The following is a 19,994-nucleotide window of genomic DNA, read 5'->3' on the forward strand; positions in this document are numbered from 1 at the left end:
TTCAACCTTCATCACTCTATTACTATTAATCAGCAGATAGGAGTGAAGTATGAAAAAATGGTTAGATAAAAATAATGATAAAAAGCTAAGAATTACAGCCGCATTGATTGCGATTGGGCTAATAGTTGCTTCGCTAATGACATCAGGATTAATCAGTGCAATTTGCGATTTAATCGCCTTTGTTATTCTTATTACAGTGGTATGGCTTAAAGTTGATGAGAGTAAACATCACGCAATTCAAACTGTATCTAGATCCGATAGGGTTAAAATCGAACCATAATACTGTGAGTGCGTAATGTTAATTTATTGATAACCTCTATTTAGTTTTTTAATAGGGGGCTAGACATTTTAAAAGAGTAAATGGTCTTATTTCAATCATTACAAAACTAGAAAGTGATGATTAATTATTCGATATATTTCTATTAACCTGCTTATATATCCATTTTTCAGCAATTTATCCTCTCTTTTTGCTATTTAGTCCCTCCATTTGCTATGGTTTCAGAAGTTGTATTGTTTACCTATGTTAAAGGAATACTTATGCGCTTGCTTATAGGGCTATTAGCTTCTCTACTTCTCTGTTTTTCCGTACAGGCAAGTGAAAAAAAATATTCAGAAACGGACATGTTAGAAAAACCGTTCATGGAACGTTACATTCTTGATGAATTGAAAAGTTTAAGAGAATCACAACAAGATCTTGAACGCCGAATGGTAATAGAAATAACCGACCGTGAATTAACGGTTGCTGATAAATCATTAAATTATGCGAATGTGACCGTCACTTATTTTTTCTACATTATCGCTGGTGTCGCATCTCTTATTGCTTTTGTTGGCTGGCAGTCACTTCGTGAGTTTAAAAGTAATACTACTGAAATGGCAGATAAACGATTAGAGAAAATAGCTCAAGAATATGAAAAGAAGTTTTTAGCGCTTGAGCGTGATTTAAAACGTAAAACACGCATCATTAGTGAAAATAATAAAGAAATTGAAAAAATTAACGAAATTCATAACCTTTGGTTACGTGCTCAAAGTTCTCAAACCCCAGAACAGCGTATTGGCGTGTATGACGAAATTTTACTTATTCGTCCCGGTGATCTTGAAGCGTTAACCTATAAAGCAGATGCGGCAATGGAAATTAAGGAATACCATTGGGCACTGAGTTTATGTAATCGAGTGTTGGAGGTCGATGACACCAATGGTCCTGCACTTTATCAGCGTGCTTGTGCATATTCTCGATTAGGGATTGAAGAACAAGCGATTGAAGATCTAGAGCGTGCGATTATTGCCAGCCCATCTATTCGTGATTTAATTGCGGATGAGCCTGATCTCGATATTCTTCATGGTAACAGCCGTTTTGACTTGTTATTACATTCACCTGAATAAACAAAGTTATATTCACTCTTTTTAATTAAGATCTCTATCACGAAGCGGCAAAATGATTGCCGCTTTTTTATTTATCCGTGTTTCTTGTTATATAAAATCTCTGCGCTATCAGATACTTTATTTCCTATATTGAAATGTATATTGGTATTAGAGGCAAGGATGAGCAGCAAACTATCAGATTTCTCCGTACATTTACCCATTAACCCAGAACTTGTCCAATTTCAGCAAAGTGTTAAAGAAAAACTGTATGACTTTAACCATGCTCGACCATCAGAAGAAGAAAAATATCATCGTATTCTGTCTGAGCTATTGGGCTCGGTAAATGGCGTTACTATTCTTCCGCCATTTTATTGTGATATGGGGAAGAATATACATTTCAAACGTGGTGGTTTTCTTAATGCAGGCGTTAAAATTTTAGATATTGCTCCAGTGATGCTTGGAGAGTTCGTTCAAATTGGACCAAATGTGGTTATTAGTACTGCTGGTCATCCATTAGATATTGCTGAAAGAGTCTTACCTATTGCTGTCGCTAACCCTATTACTATTGGCGATAGTGTATGGATAGGAGCGGGAGCCATAATATTAGACGGTGTCACGATTGGTGATCGAAGTGTTATTGGAGCGGGAAGTATTGTAACGAAAGATATTCCTGCCGACTGTGTTGCGGCAGGTAATCCATGCAGGGTAATCAAAAAAATAGAGCACGGTAAAATGCCATCAGAGCAAGAGCTTGAAGAAATGTGGCGTCCAATTATGGAAATGTAATACTCAAGGGCTGCCAACCAGCGTATAAAAACAAAGAGCCAGACATATAGTCTGGCTCTTTGTTTAGACAATAGCGAAAAATTAAGGGATAAACATTTCAATATAGATTAATGAGGATATACCAATAGCAAGCCAGAGTAGTACACCTAATAACATCGGTTTAGGACCCGCATTTCTTAGCTTATTAACAGTGATCCCAGAGCCGATTAAGAATAAACACACCACCAGCAAACGCTTAGAAGCTACAAAAATCATATCGTAAACAGATTGAAACTGCGGTAAAAAGTGCGCAATTAAGATAGCAACACAATATAAAACGATAAAGTAAGGTACCGCGATTTTCTTGCTGTTCCCTTTAAAAATTAAAGCACTGATAAAAGCGACGGGGATGATCCATAATGCTCGCGCTAACTTTAACGTTGTTGCTGTTTTTAACGCTTCATCACCATAAGAACCAGCAGCACCGACAACAGATGAGGTATCGTGAATGGCAATCGCAGCCCATGTCCCGAAAGCGTGTTGGCTCATATCCAGTAAATGACCAATAGCAGGAAATACAAATAGTGCGACAGCGTTTAAGACAAATACCGTTGCTAAGGCAAGTGATGTTTGCTCATCTTTTGCATTAATAGCAGGAGAAACAGCCGCAATAGCGCTGCCACCACAAATTGCAGTACCAGAGGCAATCAAATGACCGGTTTTCTTATCTAGTGATAAAAAGTGAGTAGCAATCCAACCTAGAATAAGCGTAAAGAAAATAGAACAAATGATTAAACCTAATCCAGCTTTACTGGCTTCGATTGCTTCATTTAAATGAATACCAAAGCCCAAGCCTATAATGGAATAAGATAAAAGTTTTTTTGTTAGGGCGGCAATATTAAATTGTGAAGGGACTAAACCAAAACTGGCAAGTAGAAAACCAAGGATTAAAGCGATTGGCGAACTGATAATAGGTAGTAAACATAATAATGCAGTACAAATAAAAATCGCGTCCATTGGTCGTAGACGTTTGAAGTTATCAATGATGGGCATAGTAATAGCGATAAAAATATAATTATAATTAAGGGAATTATACGCTGAATACTGAACAGTTAAGATTTAAATAGGCTGAGCGTGGGGTTAAGAAAAACTTAACATAAGTAAGGGTTTATTTTTTCACCCAATCCCCCGTTTTAGTTTGAAAATACTGCCCCGGTAAGGTTTTCTTAACCGCTTTTTCTTGTGCCATATTACTCACTTCATCTAATGATAGATTATTCTTTTTGCTGATTTGCAAGTAGCCTTGTTGACGTTTGTTATTCACTGAGTCAATTAACGCTCGTAAAGAGGGGGAAGGCGTAGGTTGTACACTTGCAACATACCCATTATTAGCCTCACCAATCAGTCCTTGTTGTTTAGCTTGTTGTAACGTTAATGCATGAGCTACTGACGACAATAGCATTAGCCCAGTCAGCACACTTAGAGCGAATTTAAAATATATCTTTGTCATTGAATAACTCATTAATTTCACGATCGGCTTTCACATTGATTTCATGTTTTATATTGATGTTAAGGTTAATAACGATCGGCTTTTCTGAAAGTGCAACCTCAACCTTTGGTGTACAGCCACTGATTACAATACTACTCGAAAGACCTAATAGCAGAAAAGCGGCTTTTATTGCTGAAAAATGACCATAAGAGTGGTTCTTATTATCGTGATTTTGGCAATGTTTTTTATAGATAGTCATATGTGGTATTTGTCTTCTTATTCTTGAATGCCAAGTTGTTGTTTGATCTGAGCGACTAAATTTGATGAATAAATCATATCTTTTGAGCGCAATAATTTAGGGATATTGTCATTTAAATTAACGTTTAAGTGGATTTTACGTCCGTTCTGGAAGTCTGGATTTTGACCTTTTATTTTTGTTTTTAATGAAAGATCACCATTTTTAGCGTAATCAAAGGCAAGAGTAATACTATTATAATGGTAATTTTCTAAAACCTTTGCAATATTGAGCGGACTTGACGCATCCGCCTCTTTAATTTTCTTATCAATGCTCGAGCCTTCAATGTAGCGTAGTACGCCGCCGGGTTTACGGGTATCGAGCGAAGCGTTACGTATTACAATACTGCCATTATCAAGCGCAATAGGAATAACGCCATCTACTTTTCCTGTTAGCTCTATATTGTCTTGATCCGCAATCGCCATGACACGTTTTAAGTCAATCCCCGTTACTTTTAAGGGCACTTCTTTAATATTACTAAGGCTAGTTATAGTAAGTGGTGTAATGGTGACATTACCGCCATAAATCTCAGTTGAACCGTGTGCAATATGGTAATAATGTTTTGCGGTATCAAAATCAGCAACAAAACGAGGGTTTGACATCGGAATACCCACATCAAGATAATCGGCAGAGATTTCCAGCGGTGCTTGTGTTTTCAAATTAGAAGCCATGAGTTCTAATTGTACATTGCTATAAACGTTACCGAAGCGATAACCTTCATACGCCCCAGTAATGCCTTTGCTTGATAGTCCAATAGAGCCTGTAATTTGTGCGTCTTTATTTATATGAATATCGGCACTTGTGGTTAATTGACCATGGGTAATATTTAAATCAATCGGCAATACTGGAATGTAATAGCTTTTTAGATCTTGCTCTGGTGTAAAGTTAAATGTGTGACGCTGTAACTTTATGTGGGAATTACCACTGTCAAAATTAGAGTGTAAATCAATATCTGCAAATAAAGCCTTTCTGCTGTTTTTAAATTGGTTGTTGAGGGTTAATTCATTACCTAATAGTTGTACATGGCCATCACTATAAATTTTACCCAGCTTTAATTGATTACGTTGAACATTAAAAACAATACCGTAATCAGACCTAATGTTCAGTGGTTTAAGCGTGACGTCACTATCTGTATTGTTCTTTATATTACCTGATGTATCGGTGACAGACTTGGTCAAAAAAGCGTCTGGATTATCAATTCCGTCACGTAATGGCGCAGTGAAATGTGACATTCCCTTACAAACATTCGATTGTGGTAGAGCCGTTACTGAGTAAACGTTATTTTTAATTAGTGTTTCAACACGGTATGAGCGAGTACGTTTATACGGTGGGGTATAAAGGCTTACTATAGCAGGGTTACACACTTTTGATGACGGCTCTTTATTAGCACTATCAGCGTTAGGCTTCACGTCTTCTAATAAAGCGTCATCGTCTAATTTCAGATCTTGGCTAAGGTAAAAATTATTAACTTTGATCCCTAGATCTGCTCGATAACGACTTAACGATTGATGCTTTTTTTTACCTGAATATGCTTCTTCTTGGCGGTTTACTATAAATTCAGAATTCAGTGATGCCTTTGTTTCTGCAGGTTGATAAATGGTAAATGTACCAACTGTGCCTTGTTTATTTTGTGTATAGAGTCCGACTAATGAATCTAATTGGAAGTTAACGTTCTTACTTTGACTCTTTTGAAAGCCAGGAATACTTTGAACATCAACATTATCCATTGAAATATTATTCTTCGCCATTTTGGCGACTAAGAGGTTGTTAGCCCATGTTGCAACCATGTTGGTGCGAAAATTGAAGTTTTTTATCAAACTATTAGGCATGGGATAAATCTTATCGGCTTTAGCTTCAATCTCTGCATTAATATGACATTGCAAATTAGGGTAAAGACAGCTGAGATCCTTAAAATTTAGATTAATAGCCGATTGCGTTTTTTTATTAACAAAACTAATTTTCTTACTGTCATCTTTTAAATTGACACGTAACAACTTGTCATAGAAGTTAACATTGAATTCGATTTTGCCATCACTGATCATTTTTACATCAGCAAGTTGTTTGTTTTTGCGTTGATCTGCGTGTTCACCACTAAATTTTTTGAATAAGCCAGCAGGGAGAGCATACTTGTTTAAGGCGATCTCAAAAGATTCAGGTAATTCAAATCCTACATCATAATAAGCAGTAGCAAGTTTGTTGTTAAGCAGCATGCTTTTATTTTTAGGCGCATCAATAGGAGCTGATGTTTGTTTAGCCCAAAAACGCAGTGGACCATTGATCTTTGCGTTAGGTAATTCAGTTAAGCCGAGACGATCTGTAAATTCTTTGGTGTCTTTGAAGTTAGCATTACAATTGAAGTAGGTAGGTAATGGCTGTTTAAAGAGGATTTTAGACTCACAGTAAAGGTTGTTACCGTCACTGCGTGTTAGGTGGGTATTAACCCATGCATCAATTTTAGTTAAGTGACGAACCGTTACATCGAGATCGTAGGGGTTAGGCGCAAGGGCTTTACCACGAACAATAAATTTCGCTTTTGTTCGTGCTTCTTCTGTGATGTTGAGATCTTTTGCTTGTTGTTTAGCTTGATCTATTGCCTTTTTTCTATCAATTTGTTTTTGAGTCGCCAGTTTTTTAGCTGTTTTCTTTTTATGCTTTTTTTGTTCCGTCTTACCATCTGTATTTGTGAGTGGTGTTTCTAACACCACCTTTGCATCTAAAATTAAATCACCGTAAGTAAAAGATTTCACTTTAAATTTGTGCATCGGTAATTGCGCTAAGTTGGCAATGGTTTGCCCTAAGTGGTAGCCCTTATTATTAATATCGGCGCGCTCAACAAATTGAGGTAAATATTTAGGTTCTTCAATATGGAATTTATCAGTGGTTAACACCATTGAATCTATTGGGTCATGGAAATCAATCGCGAAAGCCATTTTCGTAATGATTTGCTTTTCTAAAATTGAATATAAGGTTTCCCACTCTGGAACCAAAGAGCCGATATTAATTTTGAGTGGGGTTGAATCCTTCTTCCAAGCAATAGAAAAATCACCATCGTCAAAAGGTAAACGATAATGAGGAGAAGGGTTATAGTCAGGGAAAAACAGGGTTATCACACCGTGCTTTACTGTGCCAGATAATGCAATATCAGGATCACTATTAAAATTTACGTTAACATCTTCTAGTATCTGGATAGCATTAGGCCACCCGCTTACACTGTTAGTGTGCAGCGCAGATGCTGTTACTTTTCGCGCATGGGCAGAAAAACGAAAAGGTGTCTTAAAATGAGTAAATTTAAAATCTGCGTCGTAAAAGTGAATGTAGTTAAGTTGTACATTGTTCTCTTTCAGCATTGATTTTGCCGCAGGAGGAAGTATCAGTTTCGTTTTTGTTGCCACTATATGATATGACACATCTCCACTGGTTTTATCACGACGCCGTTGAAGAGATAAATTATTAAACTCCAGCTGAGTATCATTAATACTGACAGCGATTTTCTTGGCGGAAAGCCCATGTTTGAAGTGCAAGCCTGAAACGGTGTTGAGGTGAATTCCTTTGCTGTTCAGCCATACAGAAAGTACGACAGGCGGAAGTGTGGTAAAAAGTAAAATTGTCCAAAATAGAAAGCGGCGGAATCGCTTAGGGCGCGAAACCGCATTAGTATGATCATTCTGTGCTACATCTGAGTTTGTTTCTGCTTTATTATCTTTTTGACTGTCATTCGACATAGAATACAAACTCATCCGTAAAAGTGTAACAACACAATGAAAACCGTTATCATGTTATTGATATTAAAGATTATAGCCCTATAGTAAAGTGATTGTTTTTTGCTTTGTCATATTTGGGTTATTTATAGCTTTAAATAGAGATCGACAATGAATATATCATTTCATATCAGCTTACTCATCGTTATTCGGCAAGATAATGCAACCAGCCTTGATTAATGACTGCAAAATACTCAGGACAACGCTCTTTTTGCTGTTGGCGTTCAGAAACGGGTAACTCATCAAAAATACGTTGATAACGACTAGGGTTACTGCCATACACTAAACATAAAATATTATAGTAACGCTGCAAATCTAAACTGTGCTCGCTGACAAAATCCGCATCATCAAAACTGTCGATATCCAGATCTTCTAACGCAAATAAGTCGGCGGAGTTCATCGCTATTTCATCTCCTCTTGCGATATCGTTAAGTAATAGAATGGTAGCAAAGTTATCAACGGAATCCTCTTCTTTGCCCAAAATAGGAATTGCTCTATCGAGAATATAAGCATGACCAATTTCATGTAGTAGGGTATGTAATAATGTATCTTCTGTTGCTTGGTTTAATTCTCGTTGATTGTTAATCCCCCCTTTATTTTTAAAACGCTTACGTGCTTCAATGACAAATTGATAAGGAATGTGGATCGAATTTGTCACAGGATCAAACAGTGGACCATCTTCCGAACCGAACACAATCTGTAAACTGGGTGAGAAAATAAAACGACGTTGGCTAAGTTGTTTGATCGTTTCGAGTACAGGAGATTGTTCAATAAATTGTTCAATCTGTTGCTGTCCAACCGCTGGTGGCAAAAAGCGATAAGTGATAGTTGGAGCAGGTTCAAGCGCTAATCCGTAATGGTCGTCGACAGGAATGTTGGTACCAATATTTTTGGTCGTTCCTGCGTAAGTAAAATGCGATAGAAACAAAAAACTCATGATAGTGGTGAGTAAATATAAATAATGACGTGTTTTATATCCCTCAGTGCTTAGATAGTTATACACAGTAACACCTCACATAATTCGGATAACTGTCTTTAAAGTGAAAATTATAGTGTATAAGGCATTTTTGTAAGCTAAATATGCTACGGCTTTAAAGATAATTTTATCAATACGTTTGATATTCTCAGTTTTAAAACAAATTACTGTAGTTTATAAATTTAAATGCAATTAATTGCTTATCCTATATAAGGCTATAAGCTATGGACATTTTGGGTTCACTGAAGTGATCGCCGTCATATCTGCCGTTATTACTCAATAATAAAAGGCTAATACATTATGAATATCTCCAATATTTCAATAAGAAATAAGCTACTAATAAGTAATGGCTTCGTTATTTTTTTACTTGGCGTTTTATTTACCATTGTATGGAATGCAATTAATACAATGGAGCAAACATCCAAAAAAGTAGAACACACATATAAAGTAATCGATCATGCGAATGGGCTTGTTAGTGCGATGATTGATCAGGAAACAGGACTGCGCGGTTTTGCTATTGGTGGACAAACTGAATATTTAGAACCTTATGTGAGTGGTAAAGATAGGTTCAAAAAAGATCTTAATATTGTTAAACAATTGACCAGTGATAATCCAACACAACAACGACGGTTTGATAAAGTCGAGAGTGATGCGATGAACTGGCAAAAGTATGCAGAAAAGATCATTAAGCTTCGAAAAGATATTAAAAGTGGTGAAAATGCAGCCATTGAAATCGATGAACTATTAGCTTCTGGAATGGGGAAGAAGCTTATGGATCAGATTCGAGTTGAAGTAAAAGATAGGAAGTTTGGCTATAAAAGCACTGATGTACTCCAAGCGTTAATTAATATGGAAACAGGATTACGTGGTTATATCATTAATAAAGATGAAGCTTACCTTGAGCCGTATTACATCGGTAAGAAAGAGTTAGAAAATATATTTAAATTCAACAAGTTTGAAGATAAAAACGTCAATGCTTGGATTAATAATTATGCTGAGGTTGCAATTAAGCTGATAAAAAATGGGCTTGATTACAAAGTGATGGAAGATTTATACCAAGAGCTTTCAACGAAGCAAGGCAAGATCTACATGGACGAACTGCGTACTAAAGTAAATGATATCATCGTAGTTGAAAAAGACTTAATGCAGCAACGTAAAATATCGGCAGAAAATGCTGCGGATTTAGCAACCAAAGTGATTACTTGGGGGGGAATCATTACAGCGATTCTTGCCTTGATTATTGGCATTATTATTTCGAAAACCATCACTGGACCAATAGGACGAGCGGTTGTTGCCGCAAAAGAGCTCGCTAACGGTAATTTAACGATTCAAATCAAGCCAAATGGTAATAATGAAGTAGGTGTATTACTCACGGCATTACAAACAACAGCAGATAGTTTAAAACAAATCATTTTAAAAATGAGTAATGCGAGTGATCAACTTGGAAATGCATCAGATAATTTAACCACGATAACGACGCAATCAAGCCAAGGTGTGAAAGAACAACAACATATGACAGATGAAGTGGCAGTGGCGATGAATCAAATGTCTATGTCAGTTCAAGAAGTTGCACAGAATGCCTTTTCAGCCGCTCAATTCGCTAATGAAGCAAACAGGGAAGCGCAATCAGGGATTATCATTGTTAAAGATACAATAGAAGGTATCCATCAACTTGATGAAGAAATAAACCTCACCTCAGTACGGTTAAATCAATTGGTGCAAGAGACTGAAAATATAGGTGGAATTTTAGATGTTATTCGCGGCATCGCAGATCAAACGAATTTGCTGGCTTTAAATGCTGCAATTGAAGCGGCACGAGCTGGCGATCAAGGGCGAGGTTTTGCGGTTGTGGCTGATGAAGTCAGAGAGTTAGCAAAACGCACGCAAGATTCAACCACAGAAATCCAAGTATTAATTGAAAAAGTACAGCTAGGCACTAACGAACTAGTTGTCAGCATGGATAAGAGTAATAACTTTGTGAAAGAAAGTGTTGTGAATGCGACGAAATCCCGAGATGCGTTTGGGGTGATCAGCGAATCTATTGCCAAGATCAACGATATGAATACACAAAGTGCTAATGCTTCAGAAGAGCAAAGTACAACGACTGAAGAAATAAATAGAAACATGGAAACGGTGAATATGATTTCTCAGCAAAGTGCTCAAAGTGTTAATGAAACCGTGAAATCAACACAAGAATTATCTGATTTATCATCTCAGATGCATTATATAATTCGTCAATTTAAAGTTTAACGGTAGATTTTTAGTATAAGTAATAAAATCAAAAAGGCAGCAATTTGATGAATCCATCGAATTGCTGCCTCGGAGATTAGCTATCTTTTTTATCTGTAAGTGGAAGTAGCATTTCCACAATGCCATCTTCTAGTTGTACATCAATACTAAAACCGACTTTCTCTGCAAGATGGATCATCCCACGATTAGATGGCATCGTCATTCCCGATAAATATTGCAATCCACGTTGCTTACTGTATCTCACTAACTTGTCCATTAAGATACTGCCAAGTCCTAATCCTTTCATATCAGAGCGTACTAAAATCGCAAACTCGGCATCATGATTTTTAGGGTCGGATAATGCCCGAGCAACACCTAAAACAACATCTTCTTTCTCATTCGTATCTGGGTTGATATTGGCATTTTGGGCCACTGCAACAAAAGCCATCTCACGGTCGTAGTCTATTTGCGTAAACTTAGCGAGTGCTTCATGGTTTAGCTCGCCGACATCAGAGAAAAAGCGCTTATAAAGATCTTCAACCGAAACCTTAGACATAAAGGTTTTATGTAACGGTTCATCTTCCGGCAAAATAGGGCGTAATAGTAAGGTTTGACCATCTTTGAGCACACAACTTTCTTCGTACTCTTTAGGGTAAGGACGTATCGCAAGGCGTTTTTGTTTATCACCACTGAAAGATTGAATATCCATTGAAGCATCTAATACAGTGAGATCACTACCGCTGATTAATAATGGATGAATATTAAGAGCTTTGATCTCAGGGCAATCGATGATCAATTGCGAGATCTTAACCAATAGATTACATAAAGCAGGTATATCTATTTTCTCTAACGCACTGCGCTGTTTGATTTTTCCTGTTTTTAGAGCATCGATCACCATATAACGAGCCAGCGCCATATTTAATGGTGGTATACCTACTGCAGCATCACGGTGGATATCCCAATGTGCATTATCTTCTCCCATTAAGATCACTGGGCCAAAGATCGGATCATTGTGAACATCGATCCGCAACTCCTGTGCGCCAGAACGATCTGCCATACGCTGTACTAACAATCCATCAATACGCGCAGTGGGGTAAAGCATAGCTGCCCTATCAAAGATAGCTTGCGCTGCGGTTTCAACTTCTGCTGCGGTACGTAAATGAAGCACAACACCATGTATTTCTGATTTATGTCGTATATCTGGAGAACGTAACTTAACCGCGACGGGATAGCCTATTTGCTCAGCAATATGAACGGCCTCAACAGCATCAAGTGCAATCCATGTTGGTAGAGTATTAAAGCCATAACATTCTAAAATCGGGCGAGCTTCATGCGTTTCCAAATGATGAATATTATTTGTCAGCATCATATTCACTAATTCATGGACTTGATGTGAATTATGATTGTCGTAGCCAACTGAAGCTGGCGTCTCCATAAGTTGCTTTTGGTTACGTCGGTATTCGACTAAATGCATGAAAGCAGAGACTGCGCTTTCAGGTGTGCGATAGGCAGGAAAACCCGCTTCTGTAAAGGTTCTTCGTGCTGTAGCAGCTTCATTTTCACCCGCCCAATTAGTCAAAATATTAAAACGTTTAGTTCGAGGGTGCTGGTGGAGAGTGTCAACGAGTGCATCTGCAGTTGCTGTATCGGGCGCAATAGCAGATGGACTGTGCATGATCAATAAGGCATCAAAATCATCACTGTCTAATAAGATCTTAACCGTCTGTTGGTACCGCGTTATATCAGCATCACCAATAATATCAATGGGGTTAGAGTGAGACCAACATGAAGGTAAAACAGCTGAAAGCCGATTAATGGTTTCAGCGCTGAGCTGGGCTAGCTTACCACCGCGATCTGAAAGCGCATCAACAGCCATAATGGCTGGCCCACCGCCATTGGTTAAAATCGCTAAGCGCTCACCTCGTAAGGGCACAGAGTGGGCAAGTGTTTCAACCGCAGCAAACAGTTCATGAGTATTGTTTACGCGTAACATACCAGATCGCCTAATCGCAGCGTCATAAACCGCATCTAAGCCTATATCACCACCGGTATGGATATGTGCAGCAGAGCTACCCGCTTGTGTTCGGCCACTTTTTAACACCAGTATTCGGCGGTTACGAGCTGCGGCCCTAGCGGCAGACATAAAGCGCCGTGCATCTTTTACCGAATCAATGTAAAGCAAAATCGCTTCTGTTTTAGAATCTTGGCATAAGGTATCTAATAACTCGGCAAAGTTAATATCGCAAGCATCACCGAGTGACAAAAAGGTAGAGAATCCAATACTTTTATTTTTTGCCCAATCTAAAATAGTGGTACAAACAGCTGCCGATTGAGAGATGAAGGCAATATTACCTTTATTAGCACTAATGGGAGAAAACGATGCGTTCAAGTTTAGCCACGGTAAAATCAATCCCATACTATTAGGGCCGATTAATCGCATTCCATATTCTTTGGCTTTCGCCAACATTTGATCTTCAAGGCTTGGCTTGTGGTTTGGCGTAAAAGGGGATGGATTTAACTGTGGATTATTCATTCCTGCCGCAAGAATAATTGCAGCTTTAACACCTTTCTTACCCAGTTGTTCAACGATATCAATATTTAACTCAGCCCGAGTACAAACAATGGCTAAATCAGGGATACGCGGTAGGCTAGCAATATCAGGATAAGCAAGAATGCCTGCTACCGCATCATATTTTGGCGTAACAGGCATGATAGGACCACGGAATTGATCGGATAAGAGATTACGAATAACCACATTACCGGCTCGCGAAGGATTATCTGATGCGCCAATAACGGTAATTGATTTTGGTTTGAGTAAGCGTCTCATCCCATCCATGATCGATATCCTTTAAAGTTAATAGGTAAGCTAGTTATAGAATAAACCTGAATCAGATAAGATGGAAAACCTAGCGAAAGAGCTGTGATCTGAACGTAATAAATTAATAATAAAATAAAGAAAAGAAGAATATTGAATATCGATATATGACCAGAAAGTTATACAATTCGTTCATTTTGTGATTATTTATGCTAATAAGCTATCTAATTGTTTTTATTTAAATTTTGTTACAGTTTCTTTTGGAGTATTTTAAGTTGTTGAATTATTCTACAGTCTCATAAAGTAACAAAGAATAATAATAAAATGCTATCTAACCTTTCATTTCACTATCAGCCCAGATATATCAACGGTGAAGTCTCATCTTATGAAGCGCTACTATGTGCGGCTGAAGAATCAATTAATATTCAAAACTATATTGACTCTGTAGAAGATACCGTGAGTTTTGATCTTATGGTTATTCGTCAGGTGCTTGAGCAACGTGCAGTTAATCATTGTGCGTCAAAGATAAGAATTGCGATTAATGTTTCAATTAACAGTTTGATTAACCATGAGTTTATTAAGCAGTGTAAAGAAATTTTCGCCGTTGAGAAAAATATCATCTTAGAGCTAACTAGTCATGATAGGAGTCATGATTTTAGTCAAATTCAAGCAGCTATTGCAGAGTTAAAGTCGGTCGATGTGAGTTTTGCGCTGGATGATTATGGTAAAGGGTATATCAATAGTGAGATGTTTATCCATCTTGATGTTGATTACATTAAATTAGACCGAAAACTAATTGAGAATATAGATCAAAGCTATGTTGCTTATTCATTAGTTCGAACAACTTATGAAAAAATAGCTAAAGTTCTAGGCAAAAGGGTGATTGTTGAGGGAATAGAAACCTTTGAACAATTGAATTTGCTTAAGCAGTTTGGAGAGATGGAATATCAAGGTTTCTATTTTTCAAAACCGTTACATGTAGATAAATTGCAACCTACAAAGTCCTTGCCAGTTATTGCAAAAGGGCAGCAGTCTTTATGTTTAGCGCTCGATCGGGCGATTTATGATCTTAATCGTTCTAAAAGCCCAATCGAAGTAAAATTAGCAATAGAAAATCTAACGAAAATTGATCACTACAATATTATTGGTGTAAGCCCAAATAGTTTTGATGTTTATGCAGAGCAGCACAGGATCAATGAGAACTATAAAGAGATCCTAGAAAACTGTAACAGTGCACCTTCTTTACTGATGTCATCATTGATTAGTACCTGTGATGCCTTTGTTATTATTCGTGATCATCAGGGAAATACGATTTATAACAATCAAAAACATATCGATTATCTCAATATGGATTTAGTTAACGTACCTGTTGATGAAGTGTGTCGAATCTTTCCTGATTACCGTACTTGTTTAGCGCTAGATCAAGAATTACTTAATGGTGATAGTTGTTTCATTACATCGAATGAAACGGTAGAAACAGAAAGTGGTAACCAGTCTTTTCATACCTACCGCCAAAAGTTAACTCACTTTGGTAAAGATTTTGTTATTTGTAGTGTCTATGAAGATAACGGAAAAATCTCTATTGATAATTTGACGGGTTGCTTTCAAAAGCACTACCTAGAGTCAAGTTATGTTAAAGATCATCAACGATTAGTTTTTATCGATCTTGATGGGTTTAAATTAATTAATGACTCCCATGGGCATAGTAAAGGTGATCAAGTGCTACGTGATTTCGCTTATACCATGAAAACCATGCTACGCGAGAGCGATATAATGATTCGTTTTGGTGGAGATGAGTTCATTGTGCTTTTTGATAGCCAACATATTGATGTTATAGATAAAAGAATGGAAAAAATACGTCATAGTATTGAAGCGCATTTTTCATCTCAAAAGTTGTATTTGAGTTTTTCATATGGCATTGGCATATTAGATGGAGGTGTTAAATTGGCACTCGAGATTGCAGATAAGAATATGTATAGGCAGAAAAAGAGTCGTAAATTAGCAAGGTGCTAGTATAAAAAAAGAGATCATTATGATCTCTTTTTTTATACTCAATAAAGCGTAATTGCTTAAACTTGATAACGGGTTTTATCACCAATATCGAAATGTAATGGCATGCGCCACTTACTAAACGCTGCAATGCCTAACAAGATTGCACCAAGCATTGCACACGCAATAACGCCAGCGGGAACATTAAAGATAAAACAGAACCAAAAGCCAGCTAATACAATTGGGGTAAGTAGCAATGCTTTAATTTGAAAACAAAAGTATTCTTTGACGGAAAGTGCGCTAAACACAAATAAAGCAGCACCTAATGCTAATGGTTGCCACAATCCAGCAATTAGCCAAATAGCAGCAAATAAGCCAGCCCCTTGAATTAACCAGCGGAAGCGTTTGTCATAAATATGCACGGTTGTTGAAGCTAATAAAGCAACAATAATTAAGAATGGCGTTGCCTGTATCGTTTCGTAGCCAATAATAGCCATGATAAGTGCGGCAATCGTTAATGCAGAACGATAAAGCACAACAGTGAGCTTATCTAATAAATCAAGTTCACATTTAATATGGGGATCAGCCATATTTACTCCAAAATAAAACGCAATACAAAATAATGGGATCAGTTTACTGAATGAAGATGCCGACTTAAATAACTATTTAGTCAATATAGCTTTTCATTGACCTACTTTAAAAAAACACTATTCACTTAAAAATATCGACGATGAATTGTAAAGTGATGAAACCTTAGATATCAGACATTTTCTGGCAAATAGTAACCCTTGTATATCTTATGGGTATTGTTACGTGACAATTGTGCTTTAATTTATCATTTTTTGTATATTTAAGTTAAGAAATGTAAACAGTGTAAATTAAATAAAAATGATAATTCATCACATTTATATTTGGCAGCCATAAGTTTTAGACGTGTTTTATTACTCGAGGTTGTTGTGAAAATTCCATCACCACTTTTTAAGTTGTCGCCACTTCCATTGGCTATTTGTACTCTAATTTCTATGCCGGCTATTGCAGAGGAAAATAAGCCATCAAATGATCTATCTGAAAATAACGACGTTGAACGTGTTGTTGTATTCGGTAATCAGTTTAACCATTACAAAGCTGATGAAGCATTTGGTGCAATGCGAAGTGATATCAATTTAATTGATACACCACAGTCAGTTGCTGTTATCCCAAGCTTTATTACTGATGAACAATTGGCGAATAATTTAGGTGACATTCTTGAAAATGACTCGAGCGTTACTGCTGGTGGTCAAAAGTGGGGGTTTCAATATTTTAAAATTCGCGGTTTCGATTTAAGTTCAAGCTCTGGCTATCTTGTAAATGGCCATCAACATTTTTCATATTATCTGCAACCTACAGAGATTTTAGAGCAAGTAGAGGTGCTTAAAGGCCCATCAAGTATGCTTTATGGTCAATCAGGTCCAGGTGGTTTGATTAACATGGTTACTAAGAAACCTACCTATGAAAATATGGCTAAAGTGGGTTTTGATGTTAATAGTAATGGTTCTACTCGCTATAGCTTAGATGCAGGCGGTAGTTTAAACGATGCTGAGACGATTCGTTACCGTACTGTACTTTCAAAACAAGATAGTGTTTCTGCGCGAAAATACAAACAGAATGGTGAGCGCAATAAGGGTGATAAAAGTGTTGGTTACTTGAACTTAGAGTTTGATGTAACGGACGATCTATTATTGTCACTTGCTTACAGTAAAACCAATGATAAATCAGGTATTGACGGTGGACGTCTGGATGATGAAGGCAATCTTATCGGTAGTCGAGAAACTATCTGGGATATGCCGTGGGCGCAAACAGATAAAGAAGTGACCAATATTGGTGCTGATTTAACATACCAAATTAATACTGACTGGAAAGTTAAACTTGGTTATAACGAGCAGCAATATGATCGAAACTATGTAGCTTCACAGCCAAACCAATGTAATAAAAAGAATTGCTATGACGATATGGCAGATGGTTATTTCATTAAACCGTTTGATCGCTATGACGATTGGAATTTCCAAACAGGTTATGTTGACTTAACGGGGCGTATCGAGACTTTTGGATTAGAACACCAGTTACTTTTAGGTGCCAATATTCTTGATTATGATTACTCACAAACACGCTATACGTACAAAGACGCAAATGGTAATAACTTCATTGAAGTAAAACCTGGCGATGTCGTTGAAAAACCAGACTTCTATAACAATAGTACACGTTCAACAAGTGATAGCTCATACAAACACTTTGGTTTTTATGTACAAGATTTAATGACTATCAATGATTACTGGAAAGTCTTAGCAGGTGTTCGTTACGACGAGCAGCATAAAGAAGGCTATGGTAATAACAGCTATGCTGTTTCTCCTAAAGCTGGCCTAGTCTTTAATCCTACAATAGATAGCAGTATCTATGTGAATTATTCGAAAAGTTTCATGCCACAAGGCTCTGTTAATAACAAAAGTGATGTTAATGACGGCCTTAACTTAAAACCGCAATACGGTGAGCAGTATGAGTTAGGTGCAAAGTGGGCATTGTTTGATGAAAGCTTATTATTAACAGGTGCTATCTTTGATATTGAAGTTTCAAATATTAAAGTGACGGAAGAAATCGTTGATGACCCTAACTTTGATCAAATCACAACTCAAGCAGGCAAGCAAAAACACCGTGGTTTTGAACTTGGAGCACAAGGACAAGTTACGGACCAACTGTTCTTAACCGGCTCTATGATGTATTTAGATGCTAAATATGAACGACCTGCAGGTGATAGCCTAAATGGTAAACGACCTGCTGATACGCCTGAGTGGTCTGCAAATGTGTGGAGTCGTTATGAAGTTAATGACCAACTAGCATTAAACCTTGGTGCAGTTTATGAAGGTAAACGTTTTGCTGATAACCAAAACACAGTGTCGAAAGATGGATATATTCGTTTTGACTCAGGTGTCTCTTACGGCATGAGTGTTGCTGAAACAGATGTTGAATTGCGCTTAAATGTTAAGAACCTATTCGATACCGAATACTTTGGTGGTGGTGGTAAAACAAGTACAACTGTAGCTGATGGCCGAGAGTTCACATTAGGCGTCAATGCAACATTTTAATCTAACGAATTTACTTATTCTTATTAACTCTTTTTATCCGTAACATTTAGCCCTGTATTATGCAGGGCTCTTTTTTTCCTTTTTAGCGTGACTTTTAAAACAATTACTTAATAAAGAGTGTATTAATATAAGGTTACTGTTGATTGGTGAATGAAGGCACGGCAGAATATCATTAATGTTGTTGCTACACTTTCGTTAGGTCTGAATCCAATCATGAAAAAAATATTTACTATCAGTATGCTAGCTGCACTTACTGGCTGTATGTCGACACCGCACACTCAAGCCCCGATTGAAACAATTAATCAATCTAATGCAGAACAAACAATAAAACCTATCGATACCGTGGCGGAAGTCGATCCAAGTGTTGTGTCTGAACCTTTATATTTATCCAGTGACTCTGTTGCCATTAGTGAAAAACAACTACCAACAGAAACGACACCTTCTGCTGAACCTTCCGTGACTGAAACCCCAAATACACAGACAACAGCGATAGAACCTGAGCAAAATATAGCACAAGCTGATAATGCTAAGGTTCAAACACCTAATGATATGGTAGATATCGTGGGTGAAGATCATCAAGTCTCACCACAACGTGTTGCTGAAAATACTCAGGACAAAAATGTAGTTGAGGCGGCAACAGAAACTACAGCGTCAGTTGCGACGGCAGCAACAACTGATCAAGCGGCAGAAAAGACAGTTGAAAGTATGCCACAGCCTGAAGCTGTGAATGAACAAGCGACAGAAACCACGCCAAATACGCAGCCTATTGATGAAACACAAAACGCGGTTGATAAAGAGACGACGACAGAAGAAACTGCAGTAGGAGAGAAAACCACAGCAGTTAAAGGATTCAGCATTCAACTCTTAGCTATGCGTGAAACAAATGAGTTCAAACCTTATTTAAGTCAGTTACCAGCAGATCAACCTGCATGGCTAAATGATAAGATGATCAATGGTAGTAGTGTCTATACCTTGCTATATGGCCATTACAGTGATTATGAAACCGCAAAAGCAGCACTGGCAGCTATGCCTCAAAAGGTGGTTCAATCTGGCGCATTTGTTCGTAATCTCGCAGATATTGAAGCAACACAATATCCAACATTGCAACGTATTCGTTAAGCATTTCATATAACAGATTATATTGGTTAAAAGTCATTTATTACGGTAAATGACTTTTTTATTGCCGAACGTTCAGCAGATACA

Annotated in this window: 14 protein-coding genes; 7 read left to right on the forward strand and 7 right to left on the reverse strand. The window is 37.4% G+C overall.

All coding sequences use genetic code 11. The annotated features are described in order from the left end of the window. Positions 1–49 precede the first annotated feature (49 nt). The 3 genes from BTO08_RS19055 to BTO08_RS19065 all read left to right on the forward strand — a co-directional run bounded on the left by BTO08_RS19055 (position 50) and on the right by BTO08_RS19065 (position 2,145). Positions 50–280 (forward strand): hypothetical protein, encoded by a 231-nt coding sequence (locus tag BTO08_RS19055; protein WP_105062165.1) that lies wholly within the window; start codon positions 50–52, stop codon positions 278–280. Positions 281–537: 257 nt separating this feature from the next. Beyond that, positions 538–1,380: a tetratricopeptide repeat protein gene (locus tag BTO08_RS19060; RefSeq protein WP_105062166.1), complete on the forward strand. Its 843-nt coding sequence runs from the start codon at positions 538–540 to the stop codon at positions 1,378–1,380. Positions 1,381–1,539: 159 nt separating this feature from the next. Continuing rightward, positions 1,540–2,145 carry a sugar O-acetyltransferase gene (locus BTO08_RS19065; protein ID WP_105062167.1) on the forward strand — a complete coding sequence of 202 codons (606 nt, stop codon included), beginning with the start codon at positions 1,540–1,542 and terminating at the stop codon, positions 2,143–2,145. An 81-nt stretch (positions 2,146–2,226) separates the two neighbouring features. Here BTO08_RS19065 and BTO08_RS19070 read toward each other — a convergent pair whose 3' ends face one another. The 5 genes from BTO08_RS19070 to BTO08_RS19090 form a co-directional block, all read right to left on the reverse strand. Continuing rightward, the gene (locus BTO08_RS19070; protein WP_105062168.1) at positions 2,227–3,177 is read right to left on the reverse strand and encodes a YeiH family protein; all 951 of its coding nucleotides are present in this window, start codon (positions 3,175–3,177) and stop codon (positions 2,227–2,229) included. Between the two features lie 115 nt (positions 3,178–3,292). After that, a complete protein-coding gene (locus BTO08_RS19075; RefSeq protein ID WP_105062169.1) occupies positions 3,293–3,634 on the reverse strand; it encodes a YdbL family protein in 342 nt (113 codons plus the stop codon). Further along, positions 3,615–3,872: a YnbE family lipoprotein gene (locus BTO08_RS19080; protein ID WP_198038508.1), complete on the reverse strand. Its 258-nt coding sequence runs from the start codon at positions 3,870–3,872 to the stop codon at positions 3,615–3,617. The genes BTO08_RS19075 and BTO08_RS19080 overlap by 20 nt, the downstream gene beginning before the upstream one ends. Before the next feature lie 17 nt (positions 3,873–3,889). Then, positions 3,890–7,630, reverse strand: coding sequence for a YdbH domain-containing protein (locus BTO08_RS19085; RefSeq protein ID WP_105062170.1), 3,741 nt, complete (start codon positions 7,628–7,630; stop codon positions 3,890–3,892). A 181-nt stretch (positions 7,631–7,811) separates the two neighbouring features. Next, entirely contained in the window at positions 7,812–8,669 is an 858-nt protein-coding gene (locus tag BTO08_RS19090) for a DUF4344 domain-containing metallopeptidase (RefSeq protein WP_105062171.1), read from the reverse strand. A gap of 273 nt (positions 8,670–8,942) precedes the next feature. Between BTO08_RS19090 and BTO08_RS19095 the strand changes: the two genes are divergently transcribed. Then, positions 8,943–10,892: a CHASE3 domain-containing protein gene (locus BTO08_RS19095; RefSeq protein ID WP_105062172.1), complete on the forward strand. Its 1,950-nt coding sequence runs from the start codon at positions 8,943–8,945 to the stop codon at positions 10,890–10,892. A 76-nt stretch (positions 10,893–10,968) separates the two neighbouring features. Here the strand turns inward: BTO08_RS19095 and BTO08_RS19100 are convergent, their stop codons facing one another. Then, entirely contained in the window at positions 10,969–13,707 is a 2,739-nt protein-coding gene (locus tag BTO08_RS19100; RefSeq protein WP_105062173.1) for a bifunctional acetate--CoA ligase family protein/GNAT family N-acetyltransferase, read from the reverse strand. Positions 13,708–14,010: 303 nt separating this feature from the next. Between BTO08_RS19100 and BTO08_RS19105 the strand changes: the two genes are divergently transcribed. Continuing rightward, the gene (locus BTO08_RS19105; RefSeq protein ID WP_105062174.1) at positions 14,011–15,699 is read left to right on the forward strand and encodes a GGDEF domain-containing protein; all 1,689 of its coding nucleotides are present in this window, start codon (positions 14,011–14,013) and stop codon (positions 15,697–15,699) included. Positions 15,700–15,755: 56 nt separating this feature from the next. On the opposite strand, the gene BTO08_RS19110 is transcribed toward BTO08_RS19105, so the two are convergent. Beyond that, entirely contained in the window at positions 15,756–16,265 is a 510-nt protein-coding gene (locus BTO08_RS19110) for a hypothetical protein (RefSeq protein ID WP_105062175.1), read from the reverse strand. A gap of 366 nt (positions 16,266–16,631) precedes the next feature. Here BTO08_RS19110 and BTO08_RS19115 point away from each other — a divergent pair, with 366 nt between their 5' ends. Next, the gene (locus BTO08_RS19115; protein WP_242446305.1) at positions 16,632–18,791 is read left to right on the forward strand and encodes a TonB-dependent siderophore receptor; all 2,160 of its coding nucleotides are present in this window, start codon (positions 16,632–16,634) and stop codon (positions 18,789–18,791) included. A gap of 213 nt (positions 18,792–19,004) precedes the next feature. Next, entirely contained in the window at positions 19,005–19,910 is a 906-nt protein-coding gene (locus BTO08_RS19120) for an SPOR domain-containing protein (RefSeq protein ID WP_105062695.1), read from the forward strand. The last annotated feature ends 84 nt before the right edge of the window (positions 19,911–19,994 follow it).

It is taken from the genome of Photobacterium angustum, assembly GCF_002954615.1.
Taxonomy (GTDB): Bacteria; Pseudomonadota; Gammaproteobacteria; order Enterobacterales; family Vibrionaceae; genus Photobacterium; species Photobacterium angustum_A.